Raw genomic sequence first — 24357 nt, 5'->3', positions numbered from 1 at the left:
CATTTCCTTTCCCGTTGGCCCGCGTGAGAACGCGGGCCTCATTGCATCGGACCGTTTGTCGTCATGACCTCATCCCGCAAGACAGCTGACGCCGCTTCCAAGGCCACCGCCAAGGCTGCGACCCCGAAAAAATCCGCAACCGCCGGAAAGAAGGCCGACACTGCCTCGCGTCGCGCCGGCAGCGGCCTGCTCGATCCGATCTTCGATGCCGTGCGCCGCCTCGCCGGCAAGGATGCGCACAAGGACGCCAGCGCATTCGCCCAGGCCTTCTACCGGCGCATGACCGAAGAAGAGGTGGCCCTGCACAGCGCCGACGGCTGGGCGGCCCTGGCGGCCGATCTCTACGCCTTCGCGAGCAAGCGCAAGCCTGGCGCCGCGAACGTGCGCCTGTTCAACCCGGCGATGCAGACCCACGGCTGGGAGTCGCCGCATACGGTCCTGCAGATCGTCAATGACGACATGCCGTTCCTGGTCGACTCGGTGACGATGACGTTGGCCGAGCAGGGCATCGGTGTCCATGTGCTCGGCCACCCGGTGGTGTCGATCAAGCGCGACCGCGGCGGCCGCCTGACCGCGGTGGGCGAGGGCGAAGTCGAATCGGTGATGCATCTGGAGATCGACCGGCAGACGCCGGAAGACAACAAGCGCATCGAAGCGCTGGTGCGACGGGTGCTCGACGACGTGCGCGTGATCGTTGCCGACTGGCCGCAGATGCGCGAGCGGATGCTCGAGGTCGCCGGCGATCTGCCTGCGCGTTCCATTCCGGTGGCGGATGCCAACCGCGCCGAGGCGCAGGAATTCCTGCGCTGGGCTGCCAATGACCATTTCACCTTCTTCGGCTACCGCGAGTACAAGGTGCGCCGCAAGGGTGGCGACGCGCGCCTCGAGCCCGTCGAGGGCAGCGGACTGGGCCTGCTGCGTACGCCGGGCGCGGTGAAGTCGCGACCGCTCAGCGAGCTGGGCGCGGACGCGCTGCGCCGCGAAGGCCTGATCGACGCCCTGATCCTCACCAAGACCAGTGCGCGATCGACCGTCCACCGTCCGGGCTACATGGATTACATCGGCGTCCTGCGCTACGACGCCAATGGCAATGTGACCGGCGAACAGCGCTTCGTCGGCCTCTACACCTCGAGCGCCTACACGCGCCGGCCCTGGGACATCCCGCTGGTGCGCGAACGCTTCGAGCACGTCATGAACGCGTCGGGGCTCAAGCCGACCGGCCACAGCGGCAAGGCGCTGCGGCACCTGCTCGAGACGCTGCCACGCGACGAGCTGTTCCAGTCGACGCCCGAGGAGCTGTATCGCCTGGGCACGGGCATCCTCGGCCTGCAGGAGCGCGTGCGCAGCCGCCTGTTCCTGCGCAAGGACCGTTACGGTCGCTTCTACTCGGTCCTGGCCTACATCCCGCGCGACCGCTTCAACACCGACGTGCGCCACCGCATCGAGCAGCTGCTGCGCGATGTGCTGCAGGCCGACCACGTCGACGCCAGCGTGGTGCTGGGCGAATCGCCACTGGCGCAGGTACACCTGATCGTGCGCCCGCGTTCGGGCGTCGCCACCGACATCGACCAGGCTGCGCTCGAGCAGGCGCTGCAGGGAATCGTGCGCAACTGGCAGGACGATCTGCGCGACGAGCTGGTGCGCCGTCATGGCGAAGCCGAAGGCCTGCGCCTGTCGAACCGCATCGGCCGGGCGCTGACGCCGGCGTACATCGAGTTCGCGTCGCCTGCGGCAGCGGCGACCGATGTCGAAAAGCTCGCCGCGACCGCCGTATCGGACGCGCTGCAGCTGAGCTTCTACACCCACCCGCTACCGACCAGCGCCGAGTCGGTGCTGCACTTCAAGCTCTATCGGCGCGATGCGCATATTCCGCTGTCGGACGTGTTGCCGGTGATGGAGAACCTGGGTCTGCGGGTGATCGCCGAGCATCCGACCCGGATCGAACTCGATGGCGCCGCGCTGTTCCTGCAGGACTTCTATGTCGAGGCGATCGCCGGCGACATCGATGTCGAAGCGCGCGCGCAGGCTTTCACCGAAGCCTTCGACCGGGTCTGGAGTGGCGACGCCGAGAACGACGGCTTCAACCGCCTGGTCCTGGGCGCCGACCTGGACTGGCGCCAGGTCGCGATGCTGCGCGGCTACAGCAAGTATCTGCAGCAGGTCGGCGTGCCGTTCTCGCAGGCCTATGTCGAGGACACGCTCAACCGTTATCCGCTGCTGGCGCGGCTGCTGGTCGAGGTGTTCGAGGCACGCTTCGACCCGGCCACCGGCCAGGAAAGCGGCGAGCAGATCGCCGCCGGCGTTGAGGGCTTCACCGCGCAGCTGCAGGCGCTCTCCAAGGGCGACGACGCGACCCTGGCGATCCTGCGTCCGCTGATCGACGCCCGCGGCAACGACCGTGCGACCCAGTACGAAGCTGCCCGCGCCGCACTCAAGGGGCTGCTGGACCGTGTGTCCAGCCTCGACGAGGATCGCATCCTGCGCAGCTACCTGGGCGTCATCGATGCGACCCTGCGCACGAGCTACTACCAGCGCAGCCGCGACGGCGGCCTGCTCGAGACGATCAGCTTCAAGTTCGATTCGGCGCGCGTGCCGGAACTGCCCAAGCCGCGTCCCTACCGCGAGATCTTCGTCTATGGGCCGCGCGTGGAAGGCGTGCACCTGCGCTTCGGCCCGGTCGCACGTGGCGGCCTGCGCTGGTCGGATCGACGCGAGGACTTCCGCACCGAAGTGCTGGGCCTGGTCAAGGCGCAGATGGTCAAGAACACCGTCATCGTGCCGGTGGGTTCGAAGGGCGGCTTCATCGTCAAGCGTCCGCCGGTCGGCGGCGATCGCGACGCGCAGTTCGCCGAAGGCGTCGCCTGCTACAAGATGTTCATCAACGGCCTGCTGCAGATCACCGACAACATCGTCGACGGCAAGATCGTGCCGCCGCGCGACGTCGTCCGTCATGACGATAACGACCCCTACCTGGTGGTCGCAGCCGACAAGGGCACCGCGACGTTCTCCGACATCGCCAACGGCATCGCCCGCGAGCACGGCTTCTGGCTCGACGACGCGTTCGCCTCGGGCGGTTCGGTCGGCTACGACCACAAGGGCATGGGCATTACCGCACGCGGCGCCTGGGAATCGGTCAAGCGCCACTTCCGCGCGATGGGCCGCAATTCGCAGACCGAGGACTTCACCTGCGTGGGCATCGGCGACATGTCCGGCGACGTGTTCGGCAACGGCATGCTGTTGTCGCAACACATCCGCCTGGTCGCTGCGTTCGATCACCGGCACATCTTCATTGACCCGGATCCTGACGCGGCGCGTTCGTTCGCCGAGCGGCAGCGGCTGTTCGCGCTGCCGCGTTCGAGCTGGGAGGACTACGACAAGGCGTTGATCGCCAAGGGCGGCGGGGTATGGCCACGTACGGCCAAGTCGATCCCGCTGTCGGCGCAGGCGCGCGAGGTGCTGGGCATCGGCAGCGAGGTCGAGGCACTCAGCCCGAACGAGCTGATGTCGGCAATCCTGCGTGCGCCGGTCGACCTGCTGTGGAACGGCGGCATCGGTACCTACGTCAAGGCATCCAGCGAGCAGCACGCCGATGTCGGCGATCGCGCCAACAATGCGCTGCGCGTGGACGGCCGTGACCTGCGCTGCAAGGTAGTGGGCGAGGGCGGCAACCTGGGCATGACCCAGCTCGGCCGGATCGAAGCTGCGATGCACGGCGTGCTGCTCAATACCGACTTCATCGACAACTCGGCGGGCGTGGACACGTCCGACCACGAGGTCAACATCAAGATCCTGCTCAATGCGGTGGTGCAGTCGAAGAAGCTGACGGTACCCGCCCGCAACAAGCTGCTGGCCTCGATGACCGACGAGGTTGCCGGCCTGGTGCTGTGGGACAACTACCGCCAGAACCAGGCGCTGAGCCTGATGGAGCGGATGAGCGTCTCCCGCCTGGGCTCCAAGCGCCACTTCATCCGCACCCTGGAAGCGCAGGGTCTGCTCGACCGGCAGATCGAATACCTGCCGTCGGATGCGGAGATGTCCGAGCGCAAGGTCAAGGGCATGGGCCTGACGCGCCCCGAACTGGCGGTGCTCCTGTCGTACTCCAAGCTCGTCGCCTTCGACCAGATGCTCGATTCCGACATCCCGGAAGATCCCTACCTGTCGCGCGAGTTGCAGCGCTACTTCCCGATGCCGCTGCAGAAGAAGTACGCGGACGTGATGGAAGGCCACCGGCTCAAGCGCGAGATCATCGCGACCGCGGTGACCAACACCATGATCAACCGCATGGGCGCGACGTTCCTGATGCGCATGCAGGAAGACAGCGGCCGCTCGCCGGGCGAGATCGCCAAGGCGTTCACGATCACCCGCGAGACGATCGAGGCGCGGACGCTGTGGGGCAAGATCGACGCGCTCGACAGCCTGGTGCCGGAATCGGTGCAGGTCGACGCACTGGAAGTGATCTGGAACCTGCAGCGTGCGTTCACCCGCTGGCTGCTGGCGCGCCCGGGCGCGATCCCGGACATCACCACCGCGGTCAAGCGCTATCACGACGGATTCCACGCGATCCGCGACGGCAGCCAGATCATTGCCGAAGGCCAGCGCGCCGAGCATGACGCGAGCCTGCAGGCGTGGCGCGAGAAGGGCGTACCCGGCGATCTCGCCGTGGAGCTGGCAGCGCTTCCGTACCTGGAGGCGGCCTGGGACATCATCGAGGTCGCGAGCGAGCGCAAGCAGAAGCCGGTCGAGGTCGCCCGTCTGCACTTCCGCCTTGGCGAGGCGCTCAACCTGCCCTGGCTGACGGCGCAGATCGACGCGCTGGAGGTCGACGGCCGCTGGCACGCGGTTGCCCGCGGCGTGCTGCGCGAGGAACTCGGCCAGCAGCACCGCGCGCTCGTTTCGCAGGTGCTGTCGATGCCCGGGGCCACGCCGGAAGCCAAGGTGCAGGCATGGCTGGATCGCGACGATTCCGCGCTGCGGTTCACCCTCGCCATGCTTGGCGAGCTGGCGGCGCAGAAGTCGCTCGACTATCCGACCGCGTCGGTGGCGGTGCAGCGCGTTTCGCAGCTGGTGCAGCGCAGCTGACCGGTGGGCGGAAGGCGCGCTGCTGCGCCTTCCGCTGTCGGCGGATCTCCAAGCGGAACCGCTCCGCTTCGGGAAATCATCGAAGGCCCTCGCTCGCGAGGGCCTTCTTCGTTGTGGTCGCCGCGTACGCGAGATTGCCGTGGGAAACGCGCCCGGACGACAGCTGCGCTAAGCTGCGCGCCGACGTTCAAGCACCGGCCCGCCGATGACCGCAACGCCCCGTATCGCTTTCGTTGCCAGCCAGACCGACGTCGCCCAGAGCGCGCTCGCCACGCTGACGGCGCTGCACGGCCAGTGCGAACCGGAGGCAGCCGACGTGCTGGTGCCGCTCGGCGGCGACGGCTTCATGCTGCAGACGCTGCATCGATACGGGCATCTCGGCAAGCCGGTCTACGGCATGAAGCTGGGCACGGTCGGTTTCCTGATGAACCAGCATCGCGAGGACGATCTGCTCGCGCGGATCGCGCGCGCGGAGCCGGCGGTGCTGCGCCCGCTGGAGATGCAGGCCGAAACCGAGGCCGGCTCGACGGTCACTTCGCTGGCCTACAACGAGGTGTCACTGCTGCGCCAGACGCGCCAGGCCGCGCACCTGCGCATCGATCTCAACGGCACCACCCGGCTCGAGGAACTGGTCGCCGACGGGGTGATCCTTTCGACCGCCGCCGGCAGTACCGCCTACAACTTCTCCGCGCATGGCCCGATCCTGCCGCTGGGTGCCGGCGTGGTCGCACTGACCCCCATCGCGCCGTTCCGGCCGCGGCGCTGGCGCGGGGCGATTTTGCGCGCCGAGACCCGGGTGCGCTTCCGTGTCCTCGATCCCTACAAGCGCCCGGTCAGCGTGACGGCGGACTCGCATGAAGTGCGCGATGTCGTCGAAGTGACCATCCACGAATCCCGCGAACGCACGGTCACCCTGCTGTTCGACCCGGAACACAATCTCGAAGAGCGCATCCTCAGCGAACAGTTCGTGGTCTGAACGTCAGGCCTCGCCGATCACGGCGCAGCGCTGCCATCGCGCATAATTCGCATATGCCCGACCTGTCCGTTCCAACCCTGACCGTCGCGATTTCCTCGCGCGCCCTGTTCGATCTTGAGGACAGCCACGCGCTGTTCGAGGCCGAAGGCATTGACGCCTATGCCGAGCACCAGCGCGCCCACGAGGACGACATCCTCGAGCCGGGCATCGCGTTCCCGCTAGTGCGCAAGCTGCTGGCCCTGAACGTGGACGCCGCCGCGGAAGCGCCGCATGTCGAGGTGATCCTGCTGTCGCGCAACTCGGCCGACACGGGCCTGCGCATCTTCAATTCGATCCAGCACCACGGGCTGACGATCAGCCGCGCCACGTTCACCTCGGGCGAGCCGGTCTGGCCCTACATCAAGCCATTCGGCACCCAGCTGTTCCTGTCGGCGAATCCGGATTCGGTGCGCCGTGCTTTGGAGCACGGCATCGCCGCGGCCACGATCATCCCCGCGCGCGCGGCGGCACACCGCTCCGACCAGCTGCGCATCGCCTTCGATGGCGATGCGGTGATCTTTGGCGACGAAGGCGAGCGTGTCTCGCAGGAAGGCGGCATCGAGGCCTTCCACAAACACGAGCGCGAGCGCGCACGCGAAGAGATGACCGGCGGCCCGTTCCGCGGTTTCCTCGCCGCGCTCCACGACCTGCAGGCGGCATATCCGCCCGGCAAGGACGCGCCGATCCGCACCGCGCTCGTGACCGCACGTTCGGCCCCGGCGCACGAGCGGGTGATCCGTACGTTGCGGGCCTGGGGCGTGCGCCTTGATGAAGCGCTGTTCCTCGGCGGACGGCCGAAGGGACCGTTCCTCGACGCATTCGGTGCGGACATCTTCTTCGACGACTCGCAGCACAACATCGATTCGGCGCGTCCGCACGTTGCCGCCGGACATGTGCCGCACGGCTGGTCGAATCGCTGAGCCATGGCGGACAAGGACGCGCGCAGCCGGATCGGCCGCTGGCTCGACCGCTTGCGGGGCAGGGCGGCAGAGCCGCGCAAGCCCTATGTCAGGCGCCATGACGGGCTGGTCTCGCTGCAGTTCGTGCGTCGACAGACCCAGAGCCGCATGGTCGATGGCGATGCCGATCGCCTGTTGATCGACTACACCCGCACCATGTTCGCGACGCTGCTGTGGCAGCCCGCACCCGCGGTGCTGGGCCTGGTGGGGCTGGGCGGCGGCTCGCAGGCGAAATTCGCCTACCGGCACCTTCCCGATACACGCATCGTCGCGGTCGAGAACAATCCGCACGTGGTCGCGCTGCGCGGCGAATTCGGCATCCCCGACGATGACGAGCGGTTGGCGGTCGTCGTCGACGACGGGTTCCGCTTCCTCGAGGCACGCCCCGACAGCTTCGACATTCTGCTGGTGGACGGCTACGACGCGCAGGGCATTCCCGCCGAACTGTCCAAGCAGGCGTTCTATGACGCCTGCCGCGACGCGCTGACCGGCACCGGGGTGATGGCCTGCAACCTGTACGTGCGCGATCCCGAGACCCATGTCGCCAAGCTGCGCCGAGCCTTCGGCGAAGACCGCGTACTGGTGTTCGACGAGCCCAAGATGAGCAACCGGGTTGCGTTCGCTTGGCGCGGGCCGCTGCCGGCGCTAGACGCGCAGGCGCTGACCGAGCGCGTTCCGCTGACGATCCGCTCGTTGTTGCCCGAGGTGTTCCACCGCATGGCGGTGCGCATCGTGCGGCAGCGCACGCTGATCGGGCGGTAGCCGTCTTCCCGGCGCGCGTGGTGCTTGCCGGCCAGTGGTCGTGGGTGCACCGCAGTCGTGTGTGCACCGCAGCGGCCAGATGGCCAATCCGTCGCCCCTGCAGTTCCAGGGGCCCGGATTCATCGGGACGCCCTGGGTCGCGCAGTCTTCCCGTCGAGACCCAGGCCCGTCCGGGGCTCGATCACGGCGCAGGCCCCGGAACTTCCGCCATGAAGCGCCGCGCAGCCTGGACATTGCGTGGCGGTCACATGCGCCCGCGGTAGAGTGCCGAAGGTGCCGCGGCCCCGCCCAGAAGGCCGGAACGCGACCTCGTTGGAAGCCCACCTCGGAGCGGAGTGCGCGATGTCCCGGATCCTGCCTGGCCTGCTGCTCTTGTTTTTGTTGTCCGGCCCAGCGATGGCGGTGCCGCACTGGGGGGCGGCGAAGTCCAGCCCCGCAGGCACGCCACCTGCCGCATTGCGCCCGGGCGAATGGGTGTGGGGCGGGGATGCGAAGGACATGGGGCCGATGGCGGTCGTGGTCAGCCTCACCGAACAGCGCGCCTACGTGTATCGCAACGGGCTCCTCATCGGGGTGTCGTCGATCAGCAGCGGCAAGCCCGGCTACGCGACGCCCACCGGCGTGTTCACCATCCTGCAGAAGGACAAGGACCACCGCTCCAACGTGTACAACAATGCACCCATGCCTTACCAGCAGCGGCTGACATGGGAGGGCGTGGCATTGCATGCGGGCGGCTTGCCCGGCTATCCCGAATCGCACGGCTGCATCCATCTGCCCACGGAGTTCGCACGCCTGCTGTTCGAGTCCAGCCACCTCGGCATGGTGGTGGTCATCGCCAAGGACCGGGCTTCGCCGTCGGACCTGGTCCATCCGCTCGTGACCAGTCCGATCGATCCCGCCACGGGGGCGCTGGCCGTGATGCCGCCACTCGGACCCGGGACCCAATACCGGTGGGAGCCGGAGAAGTCGCCCCAGGGCCCGTTGTCCATGGTCCTGAGCACCATCGATCGGCGCCTGGTCGTGCTGCGCAACGGCATCGAGATCGGGCGCGCCCAGGTCGAGTTCCGGGATGGGGCACCGCCGGCGGGCACCCATGCCTACCAGGTCGCGAGCACTGATCCCGGAGGGCTGCCGACCTGGCGCCGGATCGGAATCCCCGGACACGAGCGCGAGGCAGGCGAGATTCTGCCCGCTGACCAGGTGAAGCGCGTCAGCCTGCCGCCGCAGTTCACGGCTCAGGTGCTTCCGCTGCTGCAGCCGGGTGTGGTGCTGTTGCTGACCGATCTGCATCTGCTTGCAGAGAGCACCGGGCCGAGCCTGCAACTGATCAACGCGGATCCGCCGGATCTGTGAACGTCGCATCGCGCCCATCGGATCGCTGTCTGGGGCCGAAGCATCATCTGCGTGGAGAACGGGCAGGTGGCCGGGAACAGAACCCCGCCCTGCGAGTGACGCCGGCCGCAATGTCCAGGGAGCCGATGTCTTCGAACACGATGTCCGGGCCCGCATGGTGGACTGGCGCAAACGGCAGCACGCGGCCGAACTCAATGGCGCTAGCGGGGCTGCGGCGCCGGTGCTCGATGATCATCTCAACCGTGCCCTGTCCCGCCGCTCGCTCCAGCCACCATGGCGTCAGCGCAGACGCGCGCCCTCATCCTTGTCGAACATCGCAATACCGGCCCGCGCCGCTGCCACCGGGATCTCCTGCTGCAGCACGTCCCAGTGCTCGGCGAGCCTGCCGTTCTTGATCCGGAACAGGTCCACGACCACCCGTGGCGTCGCCGCCCAGCCGCGGATACGCCCATGGATGGCGACCAGGTCGCCTTCGGCGACGACCAGGCCCGGCTCGTAGTGGACAGCGTCGGACAGCCCCGCCACGAGTTCCTGCAGCGCATCGCGCCCCTGGGCGATTTCCGGGTTGTGCTGCATGTAATCCCGCGCGTAGAGCTGCCCGACAGCGGGCGCATCACGCTGCTGGAACAGGCGGGTCATCGCCTCGAGCACCAGGGCCTTGTTGCGTCGGGGGCGGTGATCCTGGGCGACGGCGGAAGGCGCGTTGATCGCGATCGACCCGGTCATCCGTAGCAGACGACCATCGGGCAGGGTCGCGCATGAGTACACGACCTGCCGATCGTAGTCCTGGACCTGGGCCACCGTGGCGCCGTCCTGCTCCTGCCAGCTGACGGCGAACAGGCCGTTCCCCAGCGGTACGACGTGGATGTCCACGACCTCGGCCCGTGCAAACGGTCCTTCCGTGATCTCGAACGCCAGCTGCGTTGTCGACAGCAAACGCAGGCTGACCTTGAACTCGGGATAGGAAACTTCCATTTCCGTCCCGACAGGGAATCGCTCCAGTGCCATCGTCGTTTCTTCCGGTGGTTGATGGGAGACAGGGGGGTGTGTTGCACCGTGTGCGGATGAGGATGCAGCCGACAGTGCAGCGGAGCGCGAGGTTCGCGCAGTCGCTGGAAATCCGCCGATTCGAACTGGTCTACGCCCACATGGGGTCGGCCGATGTCACGGCACCCACGACGTTGAGCGGCCGACGTGCGCAGCCCATCCATCTGACACATCACTCAGACGTCGAGCTCCGGACCCTCGGGATTGGCTTTGATCCGGTATGTGCCGCTTTCGCGGAAGCTGCGTACAGTTGCGAACGTGTCTTCCATGAACTGTACGAAGCTGAGCTTGCCGCCTTTGGACCGCGCCAGGATCGACAGTGGTGAAGTGACCGTCTTTCCGAGCGTGTTGGAGCGGTAGGTGAAGTAGCCGAAGATGGCGGCGCCATCGGCATTCTCGAAGCTGTCCTGCGTTTCGAACGCCTCTGCCGACCATGCAGTGAATACATCCTTGAAGGTCTGGACCAGCCCCTCAGCACCAGCAGTGGTACCAGCCCAGGGCATGATCCGCTTCAGTTCCGGATTGTCGTAGTTGAGCGAAACGTAGATGAAGTCGTCGCTCGTAAGCCGCCGCACGTGGTCGAGATCGGCTGGATTCCGCAGGACGGCCTGCAGCAGCGCGAGCGGGCTGTCGGAGCCGGCGGGCGTGGCCACACTCGGAGCCTGGGCGTCGGTGATTTTCGCAGTCCTCGTATAGACGTCGTGTGTCATTGCATTTTCCCCTCGAGGTTTACAGAGCGATTGCTCGCTGGATGTCGGTTTGACGGCATTGCCCCGCGCCGCCGAACGTTGTGTATTGGCGCCAACGGTGCGCTGCCGATCTGGAAGGCTGGTTCTCACGCTTTGCGTCGCGGGAGGCAGCCAGATGCAGCCGGCGGATATTCCGGGTCGCTCCTGATAAGACGCATCCCGTCGAGCTACGGAAAGAAGAAGATTTCAGAAGCCTCTCATCCAAAGGCGGGGTGGGGTAGCGCCGTTTCCTGTGGTGCTGTGTCGCTCGTGCAGCAACGTCACAGCAGACATCGAAGTGCTCTGCGCGTCCGTCGGTCGACAATCGCCGAGGGTGCAGCTGGCGCCCTTTGGGAGGCGATCGGCGGGCACCGGCGATTCCGCGCAAGGGGAGGGCGGCGATGCTCTGCCTGGACCTGCTTTGACGTCCCACCGATCCAGCCTGCTTCGCTGCCGGCGGGCATGAACGCCGGCCCGGACACCAATCCCCACGATCCATGCGTCTCGTCTCGGACGGCCTACTGGCCATCGATTACCCGCGGCGACCGGCGTCCTTCAGTCGGACGCGCGGCTGTCGGCAGAGGGGACAGGCCGCATCGTGCCGGCGCGGGGGAACTTTCCCGCCCGATATTCGGAATAGTATCGGGCCAGTTCCTCGTGGGAGCCGGCGATGAACGGACCCTTCGCAACCACAGGAATGTTCTGCGGCTGGCCGGCGTAAAGCAGCAGACGAGCGCCACTATCTCCCGCCCGCAACATGAGCAGACTCTCGCCTCCGCCAATGGAGGCAGACCAGCCAACCGTATCTTGGGCGAGTCTCTCGCCTGTGGCGCCAGCCTCCACCTCGCCGTCGATTACCACGACAAACGCGTTCCGGGAGGCTGGTAGATGGGATGCGAAACTGGCCCGCGGCTCCAGCCGGATGTCCACCAAGGTTATCGGAGCGGCGTTCACCGTAGGCGCCGTCGCTTCTCCCGACTTGCCGCTGTACACCGTCGCCAAGACCCCAGGCTCCGCATGCACCGGCATCTCTGCGCGGCGCAGGATCTGCACGCGTGGTGACATGTTGCGATGCGCTTCAGGGAGGATCACCCAAAGCTGCAGGAGACGCATCCCGGAGGAGACCGTCGCATTCTCGGAATGGACGATGCCACTGCCGGCCGTCATCCATTCGACATCGCCTTCCTCCAGACGCCCCCCGGTATCCTCCATCGTGCCGTTGAGCATGAAGGTGACGGTCTCGAGCCCGGCATGGGGGTGCGACTCCCCGAAACTTCCACCGAGCGTGATGTTGTCATCGGCCATGAGAAAGAAAGGATCGGTCGCGCGCAGATCGCCAGGTGCAATGACCAGGGCGGCCTTATGCCTGTCGCCACCGAAGCCGGGACCGAGCGCGGGTGTTCTGGTGACACGATCAATCGATCTCTCAAGCATTGGCCAAGTCCTTCTCCTGGTGTAAGGCGGTTCCTGTCCTGGGTTGACGTCGCCTCCGTAGCGCGGCCAATAATCCGGATCCGTCCGACTTTCATCTAGACACGGGTTCGAGAACCCAGCATTGCTCAAAGCGCAACCCAAGGACTGGCGGTCAGCGGTCTATTGTTGCGTGGTGCAAGATCACCTCGACAGCCAGCGTGAGCGTCGCCCGATGCGCAGATTCCGAGACCTTCTGGAGGAGGAGGTCGTGGAGTTTCCCGAGCATGAGCGCTCTCCCGTACCCGGATCCCCTGCAACGCCGACACATGGGCCAGCGACTCGACTGGCCTATGCGTTCGTCGCAGTGCTGGTTGGGATAACTGCGGGTTTAAGCAGCGCGCTGGTGAGCGTCAACACGCTCCAACTACAACAAATGCTGGACCTGAGCACACATCAAGTGGCGTGGCTATCGACCAGTTATGTGATGAGCGCTGTGTCGGCCAACCTGCTGTTGATCAAGGTTCGCCAGCAATACGGCCTGCGCCGCTTCGCCCTGACATTCCTGACCCTGCATGCCGTTCTGGCCCTGATACTCGTGTTCGCGCCGGGCTATGAGACAACGCTGCTGGTGCGCGCGATCAGCGGTTTCGTTGCGGTAGCACTGATACCGCTTTGTCTCTTCAACATGATGCAGGCTTTCCCCGCAAGATGGCGTTTGCGGGGTCTTGTGCTTGGCATCGGAGTGACGCAATGCGCGATACCTTTGGCGCACGTCCTTTCGCCAGCCTTACTGGCCAGCCACGGGTGGCGCTCACTGTTTCTGCTCGAGGCGGGACTCGCTCTGCTTTCACTTGCGGCATTGGGGATGCTGCGCCTGCCGCCGGCAGAGCGGGTTCGCGTTCTCCAGCCGCTCGACTTGTTGACGTTCGTTCTGATGGGCAGCGGCCTGGCACTGATTGCTGCTGTGCTGGGCCTGGGCCGATGGGAGGGGTGGTGTCAGGCGCCGTGGATCGTCGCGTCGCTTTTCATCGCCATACCGGCGTTGGTGGTAGCAGGCGCGATCGAGACGTGCCGCCAGACACCCCTGTTGAACCTTCGTTGGCTCGGGCGTGGGGACGTCGCGCGCTTCGCTGTCGCGATATTCATGGCGCGGATTGTATTGGCAGAGCAGGCATTCGCGATCGGCGTAATGGGGGAACTGGGTGGTACGGCGCAGCAACTCGCCATGCTATCGATGGCCATGTTGGGCGGAGCCGTCGCTGGGGTTCTCGTTAGCGCCCTCACAGTGAATGCCGAGAAGCTTGCAAGGCCGATGATGCTGTCCGTAGGAATCATCGCCCTTGCTGCGCTTGTCGACAGCGTGTCGGACGGCCAGCATCATCTGCAGCGCTTCTACCTGACTCAGGCTGCCATCGCGTTTGCGGGGACGTTCTTTCTAGGACCCGCGTTACTCCTGGGCATCACCAACGCACTGCAGCACGGCAGCCGGGAGCTGATCAGCTTCATCGTCCTGTTCGGGATCGTCAACGCGCTCGGCGCGCTCGCGGGTCCAGCGCTGCTGGGGAGCCACCATGACGGGAGCCGGGCGGTGGGCGGAACCACACTGGACGCAATGATGGACACGTCGCGCCTGGTAGCCGTCATCGCGGGGTTCACGACGATCTATCTCGCGGTCCTGCTCATTCTACGGATACGGCGGAGGCTGGCAGAACTCGGGAACGAACGCGCCGGTGGCCCGACTTCTCAACCCGGGCCGGTCGCCACGCCCATTGCCCAGTCGATCAACAGCCACTGGCGACCACCTCGCCCCAGTAGCGCTTCGGCAGTCGCGTTTGCCGCCCTTGCATTGCTGGGGGTTGCACTGGTCGTGGCAGCTTGGCACCAGCCGGTCCCAAGCGCAGTCGATCTGCTCAGACCTCCGGGGTGATCCTCTCGTACAAGAAGTCCACCAGCGCACGCACCCTGGCGATACGGGATCGGGCAGCCGGCATGAAGATATGCAGATCGGCGCCTTCGTGTGGATGGGCAGGCAGCACCGCTTCCAGCTCGCCTCGCCTCAGCAAATCCTCAACCATGAACTTCGGAACGACGGTCATGCCCAGATCCGCACGTGCGGCGGCCAGGAGCATTTGTCCGTTACTGGTGCGGAAGCGGGAGTTCATGCGCACATGCTCCCAGCCCCCCACGCCTCGGAAACGCCAATGACCAGTATCCATGGCATGTAGCAGGGCGTCGTGCGAGGCCATTTCGGAGGGGGTGTCCGGCCGTCCTCGTGCATCCAGATAGCCCGGGCTGGCGACGACTACCCAATCAACCCTGGCGAGTTTGCGCGTGATGAGCGTCTGGTCCGAGACAGCACCCACCCAGATCGAGAGGTCATAGGCTTCGGCGGTCATGTCGGCCAGACGATCCTCGAAGCGAATGTCGAACTGGACGCGCGGATGGAGCAGCGCAAACTCGGCGAGCAGCGGCGCAAGAACAAACTCGCCGAACGCGGTTTGAACCTGGATGCGGAGCTGGCCGGAAACGTCAGTCGTCAACTTGTTGACGACCTCCTGCGCCGACTCCAGTTCCGCAAGGCCGGCGCCAGCGCGTGCATGGTACTCACGGCCAATATCGGTTGGCGTCGTACCTCTCGGCGTTCGGGTCAGCAATTGAGCGCCGAGGACGGCCTCCAGGCGACTGACGCGGCGGCTGACGATGGATTTGGCAATGCCAAGGCGTGCGGCAGCGTTCGCAATGCCTCCTGTCTCGACCACCTCAACGAACGCAATGACATCCACCAAGTCAACGGGCAGGCGGTCCGACATCAGCAACTCCAACTTCCGGATTTTGTGGGTAGCGCGACACTACAGAATCAATAACCTGAGCGAAAGGTCGAGCAAGCGCTGCCTGCAGACCCTGATCACTTCCGATGGAAACGCCGATGACCCACTCGAGAAAGTCAAGAATTCCCCTGTCTGCCAGGAGTGTGCATCCGTGAACACTCCAGCGCGAGCAGCCGTGATCGAACAAAAGGACACCCCCTTCGTCATGCGCGATGTCACCATTGATGATCCCCGGCCGGACGAGGTGCTGGTCCGGATGGTTGCAACAGGCATCTGCGCGACCGACGCGCATGTCCGCCAGCAGTTGTTGGCGGCTCCATTGCCGGCAATTCTGGGCCACGAGGGCGCGGGCATCGTTGAGCGCGTCGGATCAACGGTGACTCACCTGAAGCCCGGCGACCACGTCCTGCTTTCCTACCATTCATGCGGGCAGTGCAAGCCCTGTCTGTCCGCTCATCCCGCCTATTGCGACAAGGTCTGGGAAGCCAACTTCGCAGGTGCCAGGCTGGATGGCTCCATCGGTGTGAGTGCGCAAGACGCGGGCGACCTCCATGCCCATTTCTTCGGCCAATCCTCGTTCGCCACCTACGCGCTTGCCCACCAGCGCAACACCATCAAGGTGCCAAGCGACATTCCATTGGAAATCCTCGGACCGCTCGGCTGCGGCTTGCAGACCGGTGCCGGAGCGATATTGACGGCGATGAAGGTTCCGGTCGGCGCCACTGTCGCTATCTTCGGCGTCGGTGCGGTCGGTCTTGCCGCGATCATGGCCGCCAAGGTGGCTGATGCCGCCACCATCATCGCCATCGACGTGAATGAGCCAAGGCTGGAGCTTGCGAAGGAGCTTGGTGCGACCCACGTCGTCAACGCAGCGGGTGGAGTGGACGTGTCCGCAGCGATCCGACAGATCGAACAGCGGGGCGTCGAATTCGTACTGGATACCAGCGGACGTGCGGCGAACCTTGATGCGGGCGTTGGCGCCCTCGCGCCGCTGGGTCATTTCGGCTTCGTTGCGTTCAACGCCCACTCGGGGGCGACTGTCGACGTGTCGCGCCTGTCAGTCGGGCAGACGCTGCAGGGCATTATCCAGGGCGATGCCGTGTCGGCGCTGATGATTCCCGAATTGATCGGGCTCTATCGCAGCGGTCGTTTCCCGTTCGACCGGCTCATCACCTTCTACGACTTCTCTGAAATCAACCAGGCGTTCGATGACGTGGCTGCGGGCCGCGTCATCAAGGCCGTGCTGCGCTTCGATATTCCAGCTGACTGATTGGTCTGCCCCCACTCCACTTTCAACGAAACAGGACACCAACCATGTGCGACAACCACCAGAAGCCGATCACGGCTTCGGATACCCCCGCGTTTTTCGGAATCGACCGTTACGGCTTTCCGGAAGCGGGCGAGCATCCCCTCGACCCGCCGGAATATTACCCACCGTATTTCTGGAGCGAGCGCTTCAAGAAGCTCGGCTACCACTGCGAAGAGCTTCGCGACGGTTTCTACTGGGTCACCAGCGGTGGCTATGACGCGGCGTTCGTCGTAACGGAAGAAGGCGTGATCGCGATTGATGCTCCACCGACGCTCGGCGAGAACATGCTGGCTGCGATCGAGGAGGTCACCGACAAGCCGGTGACGCATGTGATCTACAGCCATTGGCACACCGACCATATCGGCGCCGCCTCGGTCTACGGACCGGACGTCGAGATTGTGGCGCACGAAATCACGAAAGAACTGCTGGAGCGGTTCCCGGATCCGGGCCGGCCGCTTCCGACGCTGACTTTCGACAAGGAGCATGTGCTGACGGTTGGTGGCGTGACCCTGGAGCTGTCCTACAAGGGTGAAAACCATTGCCCCGGCAATATCTTCATCTACGCACCTGCCCAGAAGGTGCTGACCTGCATCGACATCATCAGCCCTGGCAGTGCGACTTTCATGCACTGCGATGCCTCGCAGAATATCACCGCATGGTACGAGGCCCAGCACCAGATCATGGAGTATGACTTCGACTTCCTCGTCGCCGGTCATCACATGAAGTACGGCACGCCCGAACTTGTCAAGGAGTCGATCGAGTATTTCGCCGACATTCTTGAAGGTGCGCAGGCGGCCATCGATATCTACTCGAGATCCGACCGGCTCATCGATATCCTGCTGAAGCCAGGTCTCGACCGCTTCTGGGTTGGAAGTGAGAACTGGATCAACTCGATGGTCAACTACGCCACCAAGCACGTGCTCGAGAAGAAGACCAGCAATGGCAAGCTCTGGTCTGAGCGTTTGGCGGGTGTGACCACGCAGACCAAGTATCACGCCTATACCGTCATGGAGTCGATCCGCCTTGAGCGGCCGCGGCCCAACTACCGGCTGCGCGGCGAGAACCCTCCGCCGTTCCTCGCCTGACCTGACAGGATCCGGATCAATCATTGATGGCCACTTACTCTGCCAATAACTGGATCGACGGCCGCTTCGTCTCTTCGTCGAAGCGCAGCAACTCCATCAATCCAGCGACCTATGAATCCATCGGAGACTACGCCGATGAGGGCGGCGCAGCTGCAGCTGCCGCCATCAAGGCTGCCTCCGGCGCTTTTCGCGGCACGGGCTGGGCGCACGACACCGAACTTCGCGCCAGGGTTCTCGACCAGATGGCGGCTGCGATCGAGGGGAACCGGGATCGGCTGCTTGACATCCTTTCGCTCGAGAACGGCAAGGTTCGTGGCGAAGCTGCACTCGAAGTCGATGGGAGCCCCAGCAAGCTGCGCTACTGGGCCGGGATGGCGCGCACGGAGGCGGGACGCGCCACGCAGCCGCGACCCGGGTGCCTTTCAATCATCCTGCGCCAGCCCATGGGTGTGGCAGGCGTGATCGTGCCTTGGAACTCGCCAGTCATCCTGGGGACCAGGTCGTTCGCGCCGGCCCTGGCGGCAGGATGCACGGTGGTGGTGAAGATGCCCGGCCAGGTCGCGCAGACTGCGGCCGTGCTGGCAGAGATTTTCGCCGACGTGACAGATCTCCCGGCCGGCGTCATGAACATCTTCGCGGAGAGCGGATCAGAGGGCGCCGCACTGTTGGTGGAAAGTGCGGATGTGCCCACGATCAGCTTCACAGGAAGCACGAAGACCGGGGCGCTTATCGGGGCGGTCGGCGCGCGCCGGATGAAGCGTTTTGGACTCGAGCTGGGCGGCAAGGCGCCCATGATCGTGTTCGATGACGCGGACATTCAGCCCATGCTGCCTGTGCTCGAAAAGGCGCTGACGGTTTTCGCCGGCCAGTTCTGCATGACCGGTTCCCGGCTTCTCGTTCAAGACGCGGTCTACGACGTCGTCCGCGATGGACTTGCGGACCGGCTGCGCAAGGTGCGGGTCGGACCTGCCTCCGATCCGGCAAGCGACATGGGGCCGCTGATCGACAAGGCGAATGTCTCACGCGTCGACGAAGTCGTCAGGCAAGCCTTGGTGCATGGTGCGACAGCGGTTGTCCGAGGCGGGCCGCTGACCAGCGGTCCGCTGGCAAAAGGTGCTTTCTTCCAGCCCGCCATGCTCGAAGTCACCGACAACAGCCTGGCGATCGTGCAGGAAGAAACGTTCGGTCCGGTTCTCACCATCCAGCGTTTCAGCCATGAAGCGGAAGCCGTCGCGCTTGCCAATGACAGCGATTACGGGTTATCAGCCAGCGTCTGGACTCGCGATATCGACCGCGCCCTGCGCGTCGCCGGGGCGCTGGAGGCTGGCAGCGTCTTTGTGAATGATTGGGCGAAGGTATATGACGGCACGGAAGAGGGTGGGTTCAAGCAATCGGGCCTGGGCAGGCTCAACGGGCATGCCGCGCTTGATGACTTCATCGAGTACAAGCACATCGCGCTGAAGCCTGGTTTGGCTGGACCGTCGACGTGGCCGCCGCGCTGAGATGGCGCTGCAATCACCCCCCACTTGAAGGCGGCGAGCGCATTGTCTCGGTGGCGTTACGTCCGGTTGATAACTGCCCATGTCGCAACACGAGCCAACTCTGGATCGGGCCAACGCGGCCTCAGTCTTCTCCCAAGTCAAGGGAAAGAGACATTCACTCGTGCAACAACTCAGAAGGATTTCCATTATGTCAAAAGATGACACTTTGCTCACGCCCGACAACCACGCGCTGATCATGATTGATCATCAGTACCTTCAGTTGCTTTCTGTGCGATCCCATACCGTGGAAGAGGTGGTTTCGAACGCAGTGATCACCGCTCGCACGGCAAAGATCTTCGATGTGCCGACGTTGTTCACGACCGCATTCGCCGAACGTCAGGAGCTCATCAAGGAAATCCAGGCGATCGACCCCGAGCAGGTACCGATCGATCGAACCGGATTGAACTCGTGGGACGATCAACGTGTTGTTGATTGGGTAGAGGCGACGGGGAAGAAGAAGCTCGTGATGGCCGGTCTTTGGACCGAGGTCTGCTTGGCCATGCCGGTCCTGTCTTCCCTGGCTGCGGGGTACGAGGTCTATATCGTGACCGACGCCTCGGGTGGCAGCAGTCCGGAAGCGCATGAGCGCGCAGTGCAGCGAATGATTCAGGCCGGCACCCGGCCAATCACCTCATTGGCTTATCTGAGTGAATTGCAGCGCGACTGGAAGTACGAGAGCACCGCGACAGACGTGGTGAACCTCGCCGTAGAAATGGGCACTGCAAGTGGTCACGGATTGCGCTGGGTATGGCAACTTCAAGGCCTCAAGGAAGGCACACGCTGAAGGATCAGCCCAGGATCGTTGGTCTGCGACAGGCTTTCTGGGCCCTCGATTCAAATGCTCCTTCCCGATGTTGTCGGCCGGCGCGCCTTTGACCGCTCGACGACTCGCATCTGTCCGGCGCGGCAGCGAAGGCCTGGGCCTGGCCAGAGGCCGGTGACTGTCAGGGTGCCAAGCCGCCGGACCAGAACGAGAGCTTTAACTCTGCGCTGCGCTCCGTCGGAGCACGACTCGCAGCAAGCATGCAAACACCACGATCCCGGTGCCCGTCCACGTCGCCGCAGGCGACGCCGAAAAGGCGGCCGAGGAATCAGCCAAGAAGTAGGCGAAGGTCTGACATCTGCTGGTGGTAGGGTCGCTACTTCGCCTACCACCAAGCAGCCTGCAAGGAGAAGTGCGAATGAGCGAACCATTCATCGCTCTGCGCCGGCCCCGCCGTGGCGCGTGCCGCTCGGGTGTGCACTCATCTGTCCATCATCTTCACAGAGGCTGAAATGAGCGAGAAACCTGCAGTTCGGATTTCATACGAGGATCAAGGCCACAAGGGTCGCTTTGTCGCCCGTATCACTGGTGTCGACGGAGAGGGCGAACTGACCATCTCGAAGACTTCGGATGTATTGGTCATTGCAGACCGCACTTTCGCACCCGATACGCTCCGCGGCACGGGCGCCGCCTTGGCACTGGTCGAGGCCCTGATTGCGGACGCCCGAGTCAAGGGTTATCGCGTTATACCGCTCTGCCCCTACGTGCGAGCGCAGTCGCTGAAGCATCCGGAGTGGGTGGATGTCATCCAGCAGTGAGGCGGTTATGCGCTCGACCGATCATGCTTGCCACGACTTTGTCGTGTGAAAAAACGAAGTGATGGCGGGTATTTCTGCCCCAGGCTTGCAAGACGATCTGTGGCTGAGCAGTGCCCACAATCGTACTTGAGCTCGCCAGCAACAGCCTCGTTATCGTGCAGGAAAAGTCCTTTGTTCCCGTTCTCTCCATCCAGCGCTTCTGCGATGAGAACGAACGATCAGCTCGCCAACGACAGTGACTGCGGTTGTCGGCCAGCATTTTCCCACGCGACCTCGAACGCGCCCTGCGGGTAGCCCATGCCCTGGAGCCGGGCAGGGTCCTCGTGAACGGTTGGGCGAAGGTGTACGACGGTACGGAGTAGGGTGGGTCAAGCTGTCTGGACTTGACAGGTTGAACGGCCACGCCGCGCTCGACGCCTTCATTGAGTACAAGCACATCGCGCTGAATCCGCGACTGGCCGGGCCGCCGATGCGGTCGCCACTGCCTTCGCGCTCGACCTGGGACTCGTCGGCTCGACATGACTCCCATTTGACCACCAAGAGCACCTTCCATTACTCGCGGAACGATCCGAAACCCCACACCGACCAGGTTTTGTCGCCCGAGATTGCACCCTTGATTGTCATCGACTAGCCAGCCGGTGCAGGCCTCCTCGATCGCTCGATGGCGCGCGAGGAGCTGTGCTTAGTATCACGAGTGTCGCCAAGGCGGCGGTAAAACTTCGCATTCCGATTCGTCCATTCGACGGTCAACGACCAGACCGGCCCAACAAGCCGCCGATCCAGGAACTGCAGGGACGTGCTCGGCCGCCTGCCGACGTACAGGGCAGGGGGCCGGAAGCTGGAAATCGCGTCCTACGGCGAATGTAGCCCGTGACGTCGGCTGCTATGCAGCCCGGAGCATTCGGGAGCCGCGATGGATGGGGGCACCTCTGCGGGTATGATTCCGTCACCGTTGCGGGGAGCGGATCATGAAAGGACTCATCGTCGCGGCTCTTGCTGCGATCAGCACACCAGCCGTCGCTCAGGACGTCCACAAATGCGTCAACTGGCAGGGTGCCGCCACCTACCAGTCGGAACCCTGTCCGCAAGGCCAGCGTCTTGATCGCGTCTATACGCCGACACACGCCGAAGTAGATGGGCGCGCTGTCCGCAACTTCGTGCCTTCGGCTGGTGGATCTCGAGATGCCCTCGCGCCTGCGTATGGCCAAACCATGAGTGCCACCGGCCGCATCAAGTCAGATGCTGCCTGCGGTGCAGCGAAAGCCGTTTTCGGTCATGGCACTGCCACCAACGGCCACCGCAACATCGATTCCCTCCGCACCGGCTCTAGCGTCGTCTCAGAACACTGCAACCACTCCCGCGGGCCGGGACGCTAAGGGGGCGGGCATAGCGCCACGGAAGAATACGTTCGAACAGTCGGCTCAGATAGCGCTCGACCCCGTGCTCGATGCAAGAGCGCGCCTCGAGATTCTCACGTCAGTTGGACGACAAGTTCAATCTCTATGTACCAACGCTGGAGGCGGCTTGGCGACAAAGATCGCCCGCGGCGAAGAGCGGCAAATCTGCAAAGAAGAAGGTAGCCGCGAAGAAGGTGGCGGCTCAGTCCTAGAGCCGGCGTGTTGTGCCGGGTAGTAGTTGGAAGAAACGCTTCGTGTCGACGCGCTGTTCTCAAGCAGCTGCAGAGGCTCTCTGTCACTCGCGGCGGACAAGCGCTTAGGGAACTTCCCAGCCGCCTTACTGCCCGCTACGACACTTCGGAATCACTCATCCCAAGGATTGGTGGACACCCAAAACTACGGAAGTCGCACATGTGTCTACGCCTTTGTGCGTTGGGAACTTCGATGTACATGCGTTAGTGCATCAGATGTACACGTTAAGTGCGTGCGCGGAGCATTGAAGAGTGCGGTGCCCAGGCGCATTCCTGGGGGTCAGAGCACCGACCGACGCTGGAGATGCACCCTAGCGGCCCGCTCCATGACTTCGCATAATGTATATTATGTAAGGTTCTGGGTTGTGTAGAGCCGAGGCGCCCCAACTGACTGATTTTTAAAGCGTTTCGCCCTGTAGTGGTCGCGGGGTGTTTACAGTTGGTGTCACTAAAACCGATTTATGTTGATCTTCTGGACCGCTACGGCACGTTCCTACGGGTCTGTGGGCGGTCGCCGAAGACGGTGCTGGCGTACACCGCGGTGGTCACGCGGTTCCTTCCGGTGCAGGAAGACGGCGGCGCGGACGATCCGGTGCGTCGGTACCTGCGTGCCCGGGCGGGCCGTCTGGCGTCGAACTCCGTGAACCTCGAGATCTCGGCGCTGCGCGCGTGGTTCGCCTGGCGGCACATGGTCGATCCCGAGGGCTGGCAGCCGTCCGGGTGGCCCCGCATGCGCCGGCCGCCACAGCGGCTTGTGCGGGCGCTGGACGACCACGAAATGGGCGTGCTGTTGGCGGCGCCGGATCTGTCGACGTTCGTGGGCCTGCGCGACCACCTGATCATGGCCACGCTGTACCAGTGCGGGCTGCGTGCCAGCGAACTCGTCGCGCTGACGCTGGGCGACGTGCTGCTGGATGGTCTGCTGCACGTGCACGGCAAAGGCAACAAGTACCGGCTGGTGCCGTTCGGCGGCCAATGGCATGGGCTGCTGCGGACCTACCTGCAGAAGCGCGCGGCGCAGAAGCCTGGCAAGCGGTCGGCGCTGTTCCTGACCGCCCAGGGCCGGCCGCTGCGCGACGGGCGCAGCGTGTGGGTGATCGTCAACCGGTACGCCCGCCGGTCGCTGGGGCTGGGCTGCGGGTTCTCGCGGCTTGAAGCGCACACGCGTGGCCGGCCCTGGCAGGGCCACTACCCGCACCTGCTGCGCGCCTCGTTCGCCACCGAATTGATGAAGTCCGGCCTCGACATCTTCGCCATCTCGCAGATGCTGGGCCACGAGAACGCCGAGACCACCACGCGCTACCTTGGCCTCGACATGGAGCACCTGCGTGTCGCCGCGGCGCATCACCCGCGCGCGCGCCGCGCCAGCGAGTGACCGCCGCGCGGCCTCAGAACGGCAGGTCGTCATCATTGAACTGCTCCTCGCGGTTGCTCGGTGCGTCCGCATCCGCGGGCGAGGTCGGGGCAGGTGTCGCTCCCCTGCCCTGATGCTCGCGCCGTGTGTCCGCGTGGTCCCGGCCGCCGTGCCAGGTGATGCCGCCGGGCTCGGCATAGATCCACGTCGAGTAGCGATCGCTGCCGTCGTCGGCCTGCCATTTCTCGGTGCGCAACTTGCCTTCGACGGTGATCAGCCGGCCCTTCTTGAGGAACTTGCCGGCGTTCTCCGCGTCGCGGCTGAAGGCCTTGATGCGCAGCCATTCGGTGTGCTCGACGCGTTCGCCGGCACGATCGCGCCAGGCGTCGGTCACCGCAATGCGCAGCTCGGCAACAGTGCCGCCCTCGCCCGCCTTGACCGCTGCCCGCGGCCAGGCTGCGCCCACTATGCCGTGGGCTCCGCCTGCGCGGCGCATCACATGTAGCCGCGCTGCGCACCATCCCGCGAACCAGCGCGGTGCCCGGCGGGTGGATCGCGACGGACACGATCGCGGCACCGCGTAGCCGGCCGGCACGGGAGGGCGGGCGCGTGGCGGGCGCCGCGCCCACCCGCTCGGTGCTTCTCCCTTGGCGGG

19 protein-coding genes are annotated in these 24357 nt (G+C 64.7%); 14 read left to right on the top strand and 5 right to left on the bottom strand.

All coding sequences use genetic code 11. The features are described from left to right. The first annotated feature begins 63 nt into the window (after nt 1-63). The 5 genes from EGK76_RS05385 to EGK76_RS05365 all read left to right on the top strand — a co-directional run bounded on the left by EGK76_RS05385 (nt 64) and on the right by EGK76_RS05365 (nt 9168). Nucleotides 64-5079, top strand: a complete 5016-nt coding sequence (locus EGK76_RS05385) for an NAD-glutamate dehydrogenase domain-containing protein (protein ID WP_123831896.1) — start codon at nt 64-66, stop codon at nt 5077-5079. Nucleotides 5080-5284: 205 nt separating this feature from the next. Further along, entirely contained in the window at nt 5285-6055 is a 771-nt protein-coding gene (locus tag EGK76_RS05380) for an NAD kinase (RefSeq protein WP_096298509.1), read from the top strand. A 53-nt stretch (nt 6056-6108) separates the two neighbouring features. Beyond that, complete coding sequence (locus EGK76_RS05375) at nt 6109-7014, top strand: 5'-nucleotidase (protein WP_096298511.1); 906 nt, start codon at nt 6109-6111, stop codon at nt 7012-7014. A gap of 3 nt (nt 7015-7017) precedes the next feature. Continuing rightward, a complete protein-coding gene (locus tag EGK76_RS05370; RefSeq protein ID WP_123831895.1) occupies nt 7018-7815 on the top strand; it encodes a transferase in 798 nt (265 codons plus the stop codon). Between the two features lie 273 nt (nt 7816-8088). Then, the gene (locus tag EGK76_RS05365; RefSeq protein ID WP_233580165.1) at nt 8089-9168 is read left to right on the top strand and encodes a L,D-transpeptidase; all 1080 of its coding nucleotides are present in this window, start codon (nt 8089-8091) and stop codon (nt 9166-9168) included. A 279-nt stretch (nt 9169-9447) separates the two neighbouring features. Here the strand turns inward: EGK76_RS05365 and EGK76_RS15520 are convergent, their stop codons facing one another. From EGK76_RS15520 to EGK76_RS05350, 3 genes are all read right to left on the bottom strand, one after another. Continuing rightward, the gene (locus EGK76_RS15520) at nt 9448-10143 is read right to left on the bottom strand and encodes a nuclear transport factor 2 family protein (RefSeq protein ID WP_199730854.1); all 696 of its coding nucleotides are present in this window, start codon (nt 10141-10143) and stop codon (nt 9448-9450) included. A 248-nt stretch (nt 10144-10391) separates the two neighbouring features. Then, nucleotides 10392-10925: a hypothetical protein gene (locus tag EGK76_RS05355; protein ID WP_199730853.1), complete on the bottom strand. Its 534-nt coding sequence runs from the start codon at nt 10923-10925 to the stop codon at nt 10392-10394. Between the two features lie 573 nt (nt 10926-11498). Beyond that, nucleotides 11499-12377 carry a pirin family protein gene (locus EGK76_RS05350; protein ID WP_123831894.1) on the bottom strand — a complete coding sequence of 293 codons (879 nt, stop codon included), beginning with the start codon at nt 12375-12377 and terminating at the stop codon, nt 11499-11501. Nucleotides 12378-12588: 211 nt separating this feature from the next. On the opposite strand from EGK76_RS05350, the gene EGK76_RS05345 reads away from it, so the two are divergent. Then, nucleotides 12589-14283 carry an MFS transporter gene (locus tag EGK76_RS05345; RefSeq protein WP_123831893.1) on the top strand — a complete coding sequence of 565 codons (1695 nt, stop codon included), beginning with the start codon at nt 12589-12591 and terminating at the stop codon, nt 14281-14283. On the opposite strand, the gene EGK76_RS05340 is transcribed toward EGK76_RS05345, so the two are convergent. Further along, complete coding sequence (locus EGK76_RS05340) at nt 14267-15166, bottom strand: LysR family transcriptional regulator (RefSeq protein ID WP_096300550.1); 900 nt, start codon at nt 15164-15166, stop codon at nt 14267-14269. The two genes, EGK76_RS05345 and EGK76_RS05340, sit on opposite strands and share 17 nt — an antisense overlap. A gap of 169 nt (nt 15167-15335) precedes the next feature. On the opposite strand from EGK76_RS05340, the gene EGK76_RS05335 reads away from it, so the two are divergent. The 8 genes from EGK76_RS05335 to EGK76_RS05300 all read left to right on the top strand — a co-directional run bounded on the left by EGK76_RS05335 (nt 15336) and on the right by EGK76_RS05300 (nt 23723). Continuing rightward, a complete protein-coding gene (locus EGK76_RS05335; RefSeq protein WP_123831892.1) occupies nt 15336-16454 on the top strand; it encodes an NAD(P)-dependent alcohol dehydrogenase in 1119 nt (372 codons plus the stop codon). A gap of 44 nt (nt 16455-16498) precedes the next feature. After that, entirely contained in the window at nt 16499-17578 is a 1080-nt protein-coding gene (locus EGK76_RS05330) for an MBL fold metallo-hydrolase (protein ID WP_096298522.1), read from the top strand. A gap of 26 nt (nt 17579-17604) precedes the next feature. Continuing rightward, nucleotides 17605-19080, top strand: coding sequence for an aldehyde dehydrogenase family protein (locus EGK76_RS05325; RefSeq protein WP_123831891.1), 1476 nt, complete (start codon nt 17605-17607; stop codon nt 19078-19080). 187 nt (nt 19081-19267) lie between these two features. Next, nucleotides 19268-19903, top strand: a complete 636-nt coding sequence (locus tag EGK76_RS05320; RefSeq protein ID WP_123831890.1) for an isochorismatase family protein — start codon at nt 19268-19270, stop codon at nt 19901-19903. Between the two features lie 491 nt (nt 19904-20394). Next, nucleotides 20395-20700, top strand: a complete 306-nt coding sequence (locus EGK76_RS05315) for a GNAT family N-acetyltransferase (RefSeq protein ID WP_123831889.1) — start codon at nt 20395-20397, stop codon at nt 20698-20700. A 391-nt stretch (nt 20701-21091) separates the two neighbouring features. After that, nucleotides 21092-21331 carry a hypothetical protein gene (locus tag EGK76_RS05310; RefSeq protein ID WP_123831888.1) on the top strand — a complete coding sequence of 80 codons (240 nt, stop codon included), beginning with the start codon at nt 21092-21094 and terminating at the stop codon, nt 21329-21331. A gap of 337 nt (nt 21332-21668) precedes the next feature. Further along, nucleotides 21669-22076: a DUF4124 domain-containing protein gene (locus EGK76_RS05305; RefSeq protein ID WP_123831887.1), complete on the top strand. Its 408-nt coding sequence runs from the start codon at nt 21669-21671 to the stop codon at nt 22074-22076. 690 nt (nt 22077-22766) lie between these two features. Then, entirely contained in the window at nt 22767-23723 is a 957-nt protein-coding gene (locus tag EGK76_RS05300; protein WP_123831886.1) for a tyrosine-type recombinase/integrase, read from the top strand. Between the two features lie 13 nt (nt 23724-23736). Here EGK76_RS05300 and ssb read toward each other — a convergent pair whose 3' ends face one another. Beyond that, nucleotides 23737-24168 carry a single-stranded DNA-binding protein gene (gene ssb / locus EGK76_RS05295; protein WP_158613452.1) on the bottom strand — a complete coding sequence of 144 codons (432 nt, stop codon included), beginning with the start codon at nt 24166-24168 and terminating at the stop codon, nt 23737-23739. Nucleotides 24169-24357: the final 189 nt, after the last annotated feature.

The sequence above is a fragment of the Luteimonas sp. 100069 genome (assembly GCF_003813845.1).
Taxonomy (GTDB): Bacteria; Pseudomonadota; Gammaproteobacteria; order Xanthomonadales; family Xanthomonadaceae; genus Luteimonas; species Luteimonas chenhongjianii.
Note: the sequence above shows the minus strand (reverse complement) of the source record. Positions and strands in the feature narration are given on the sequence as shown.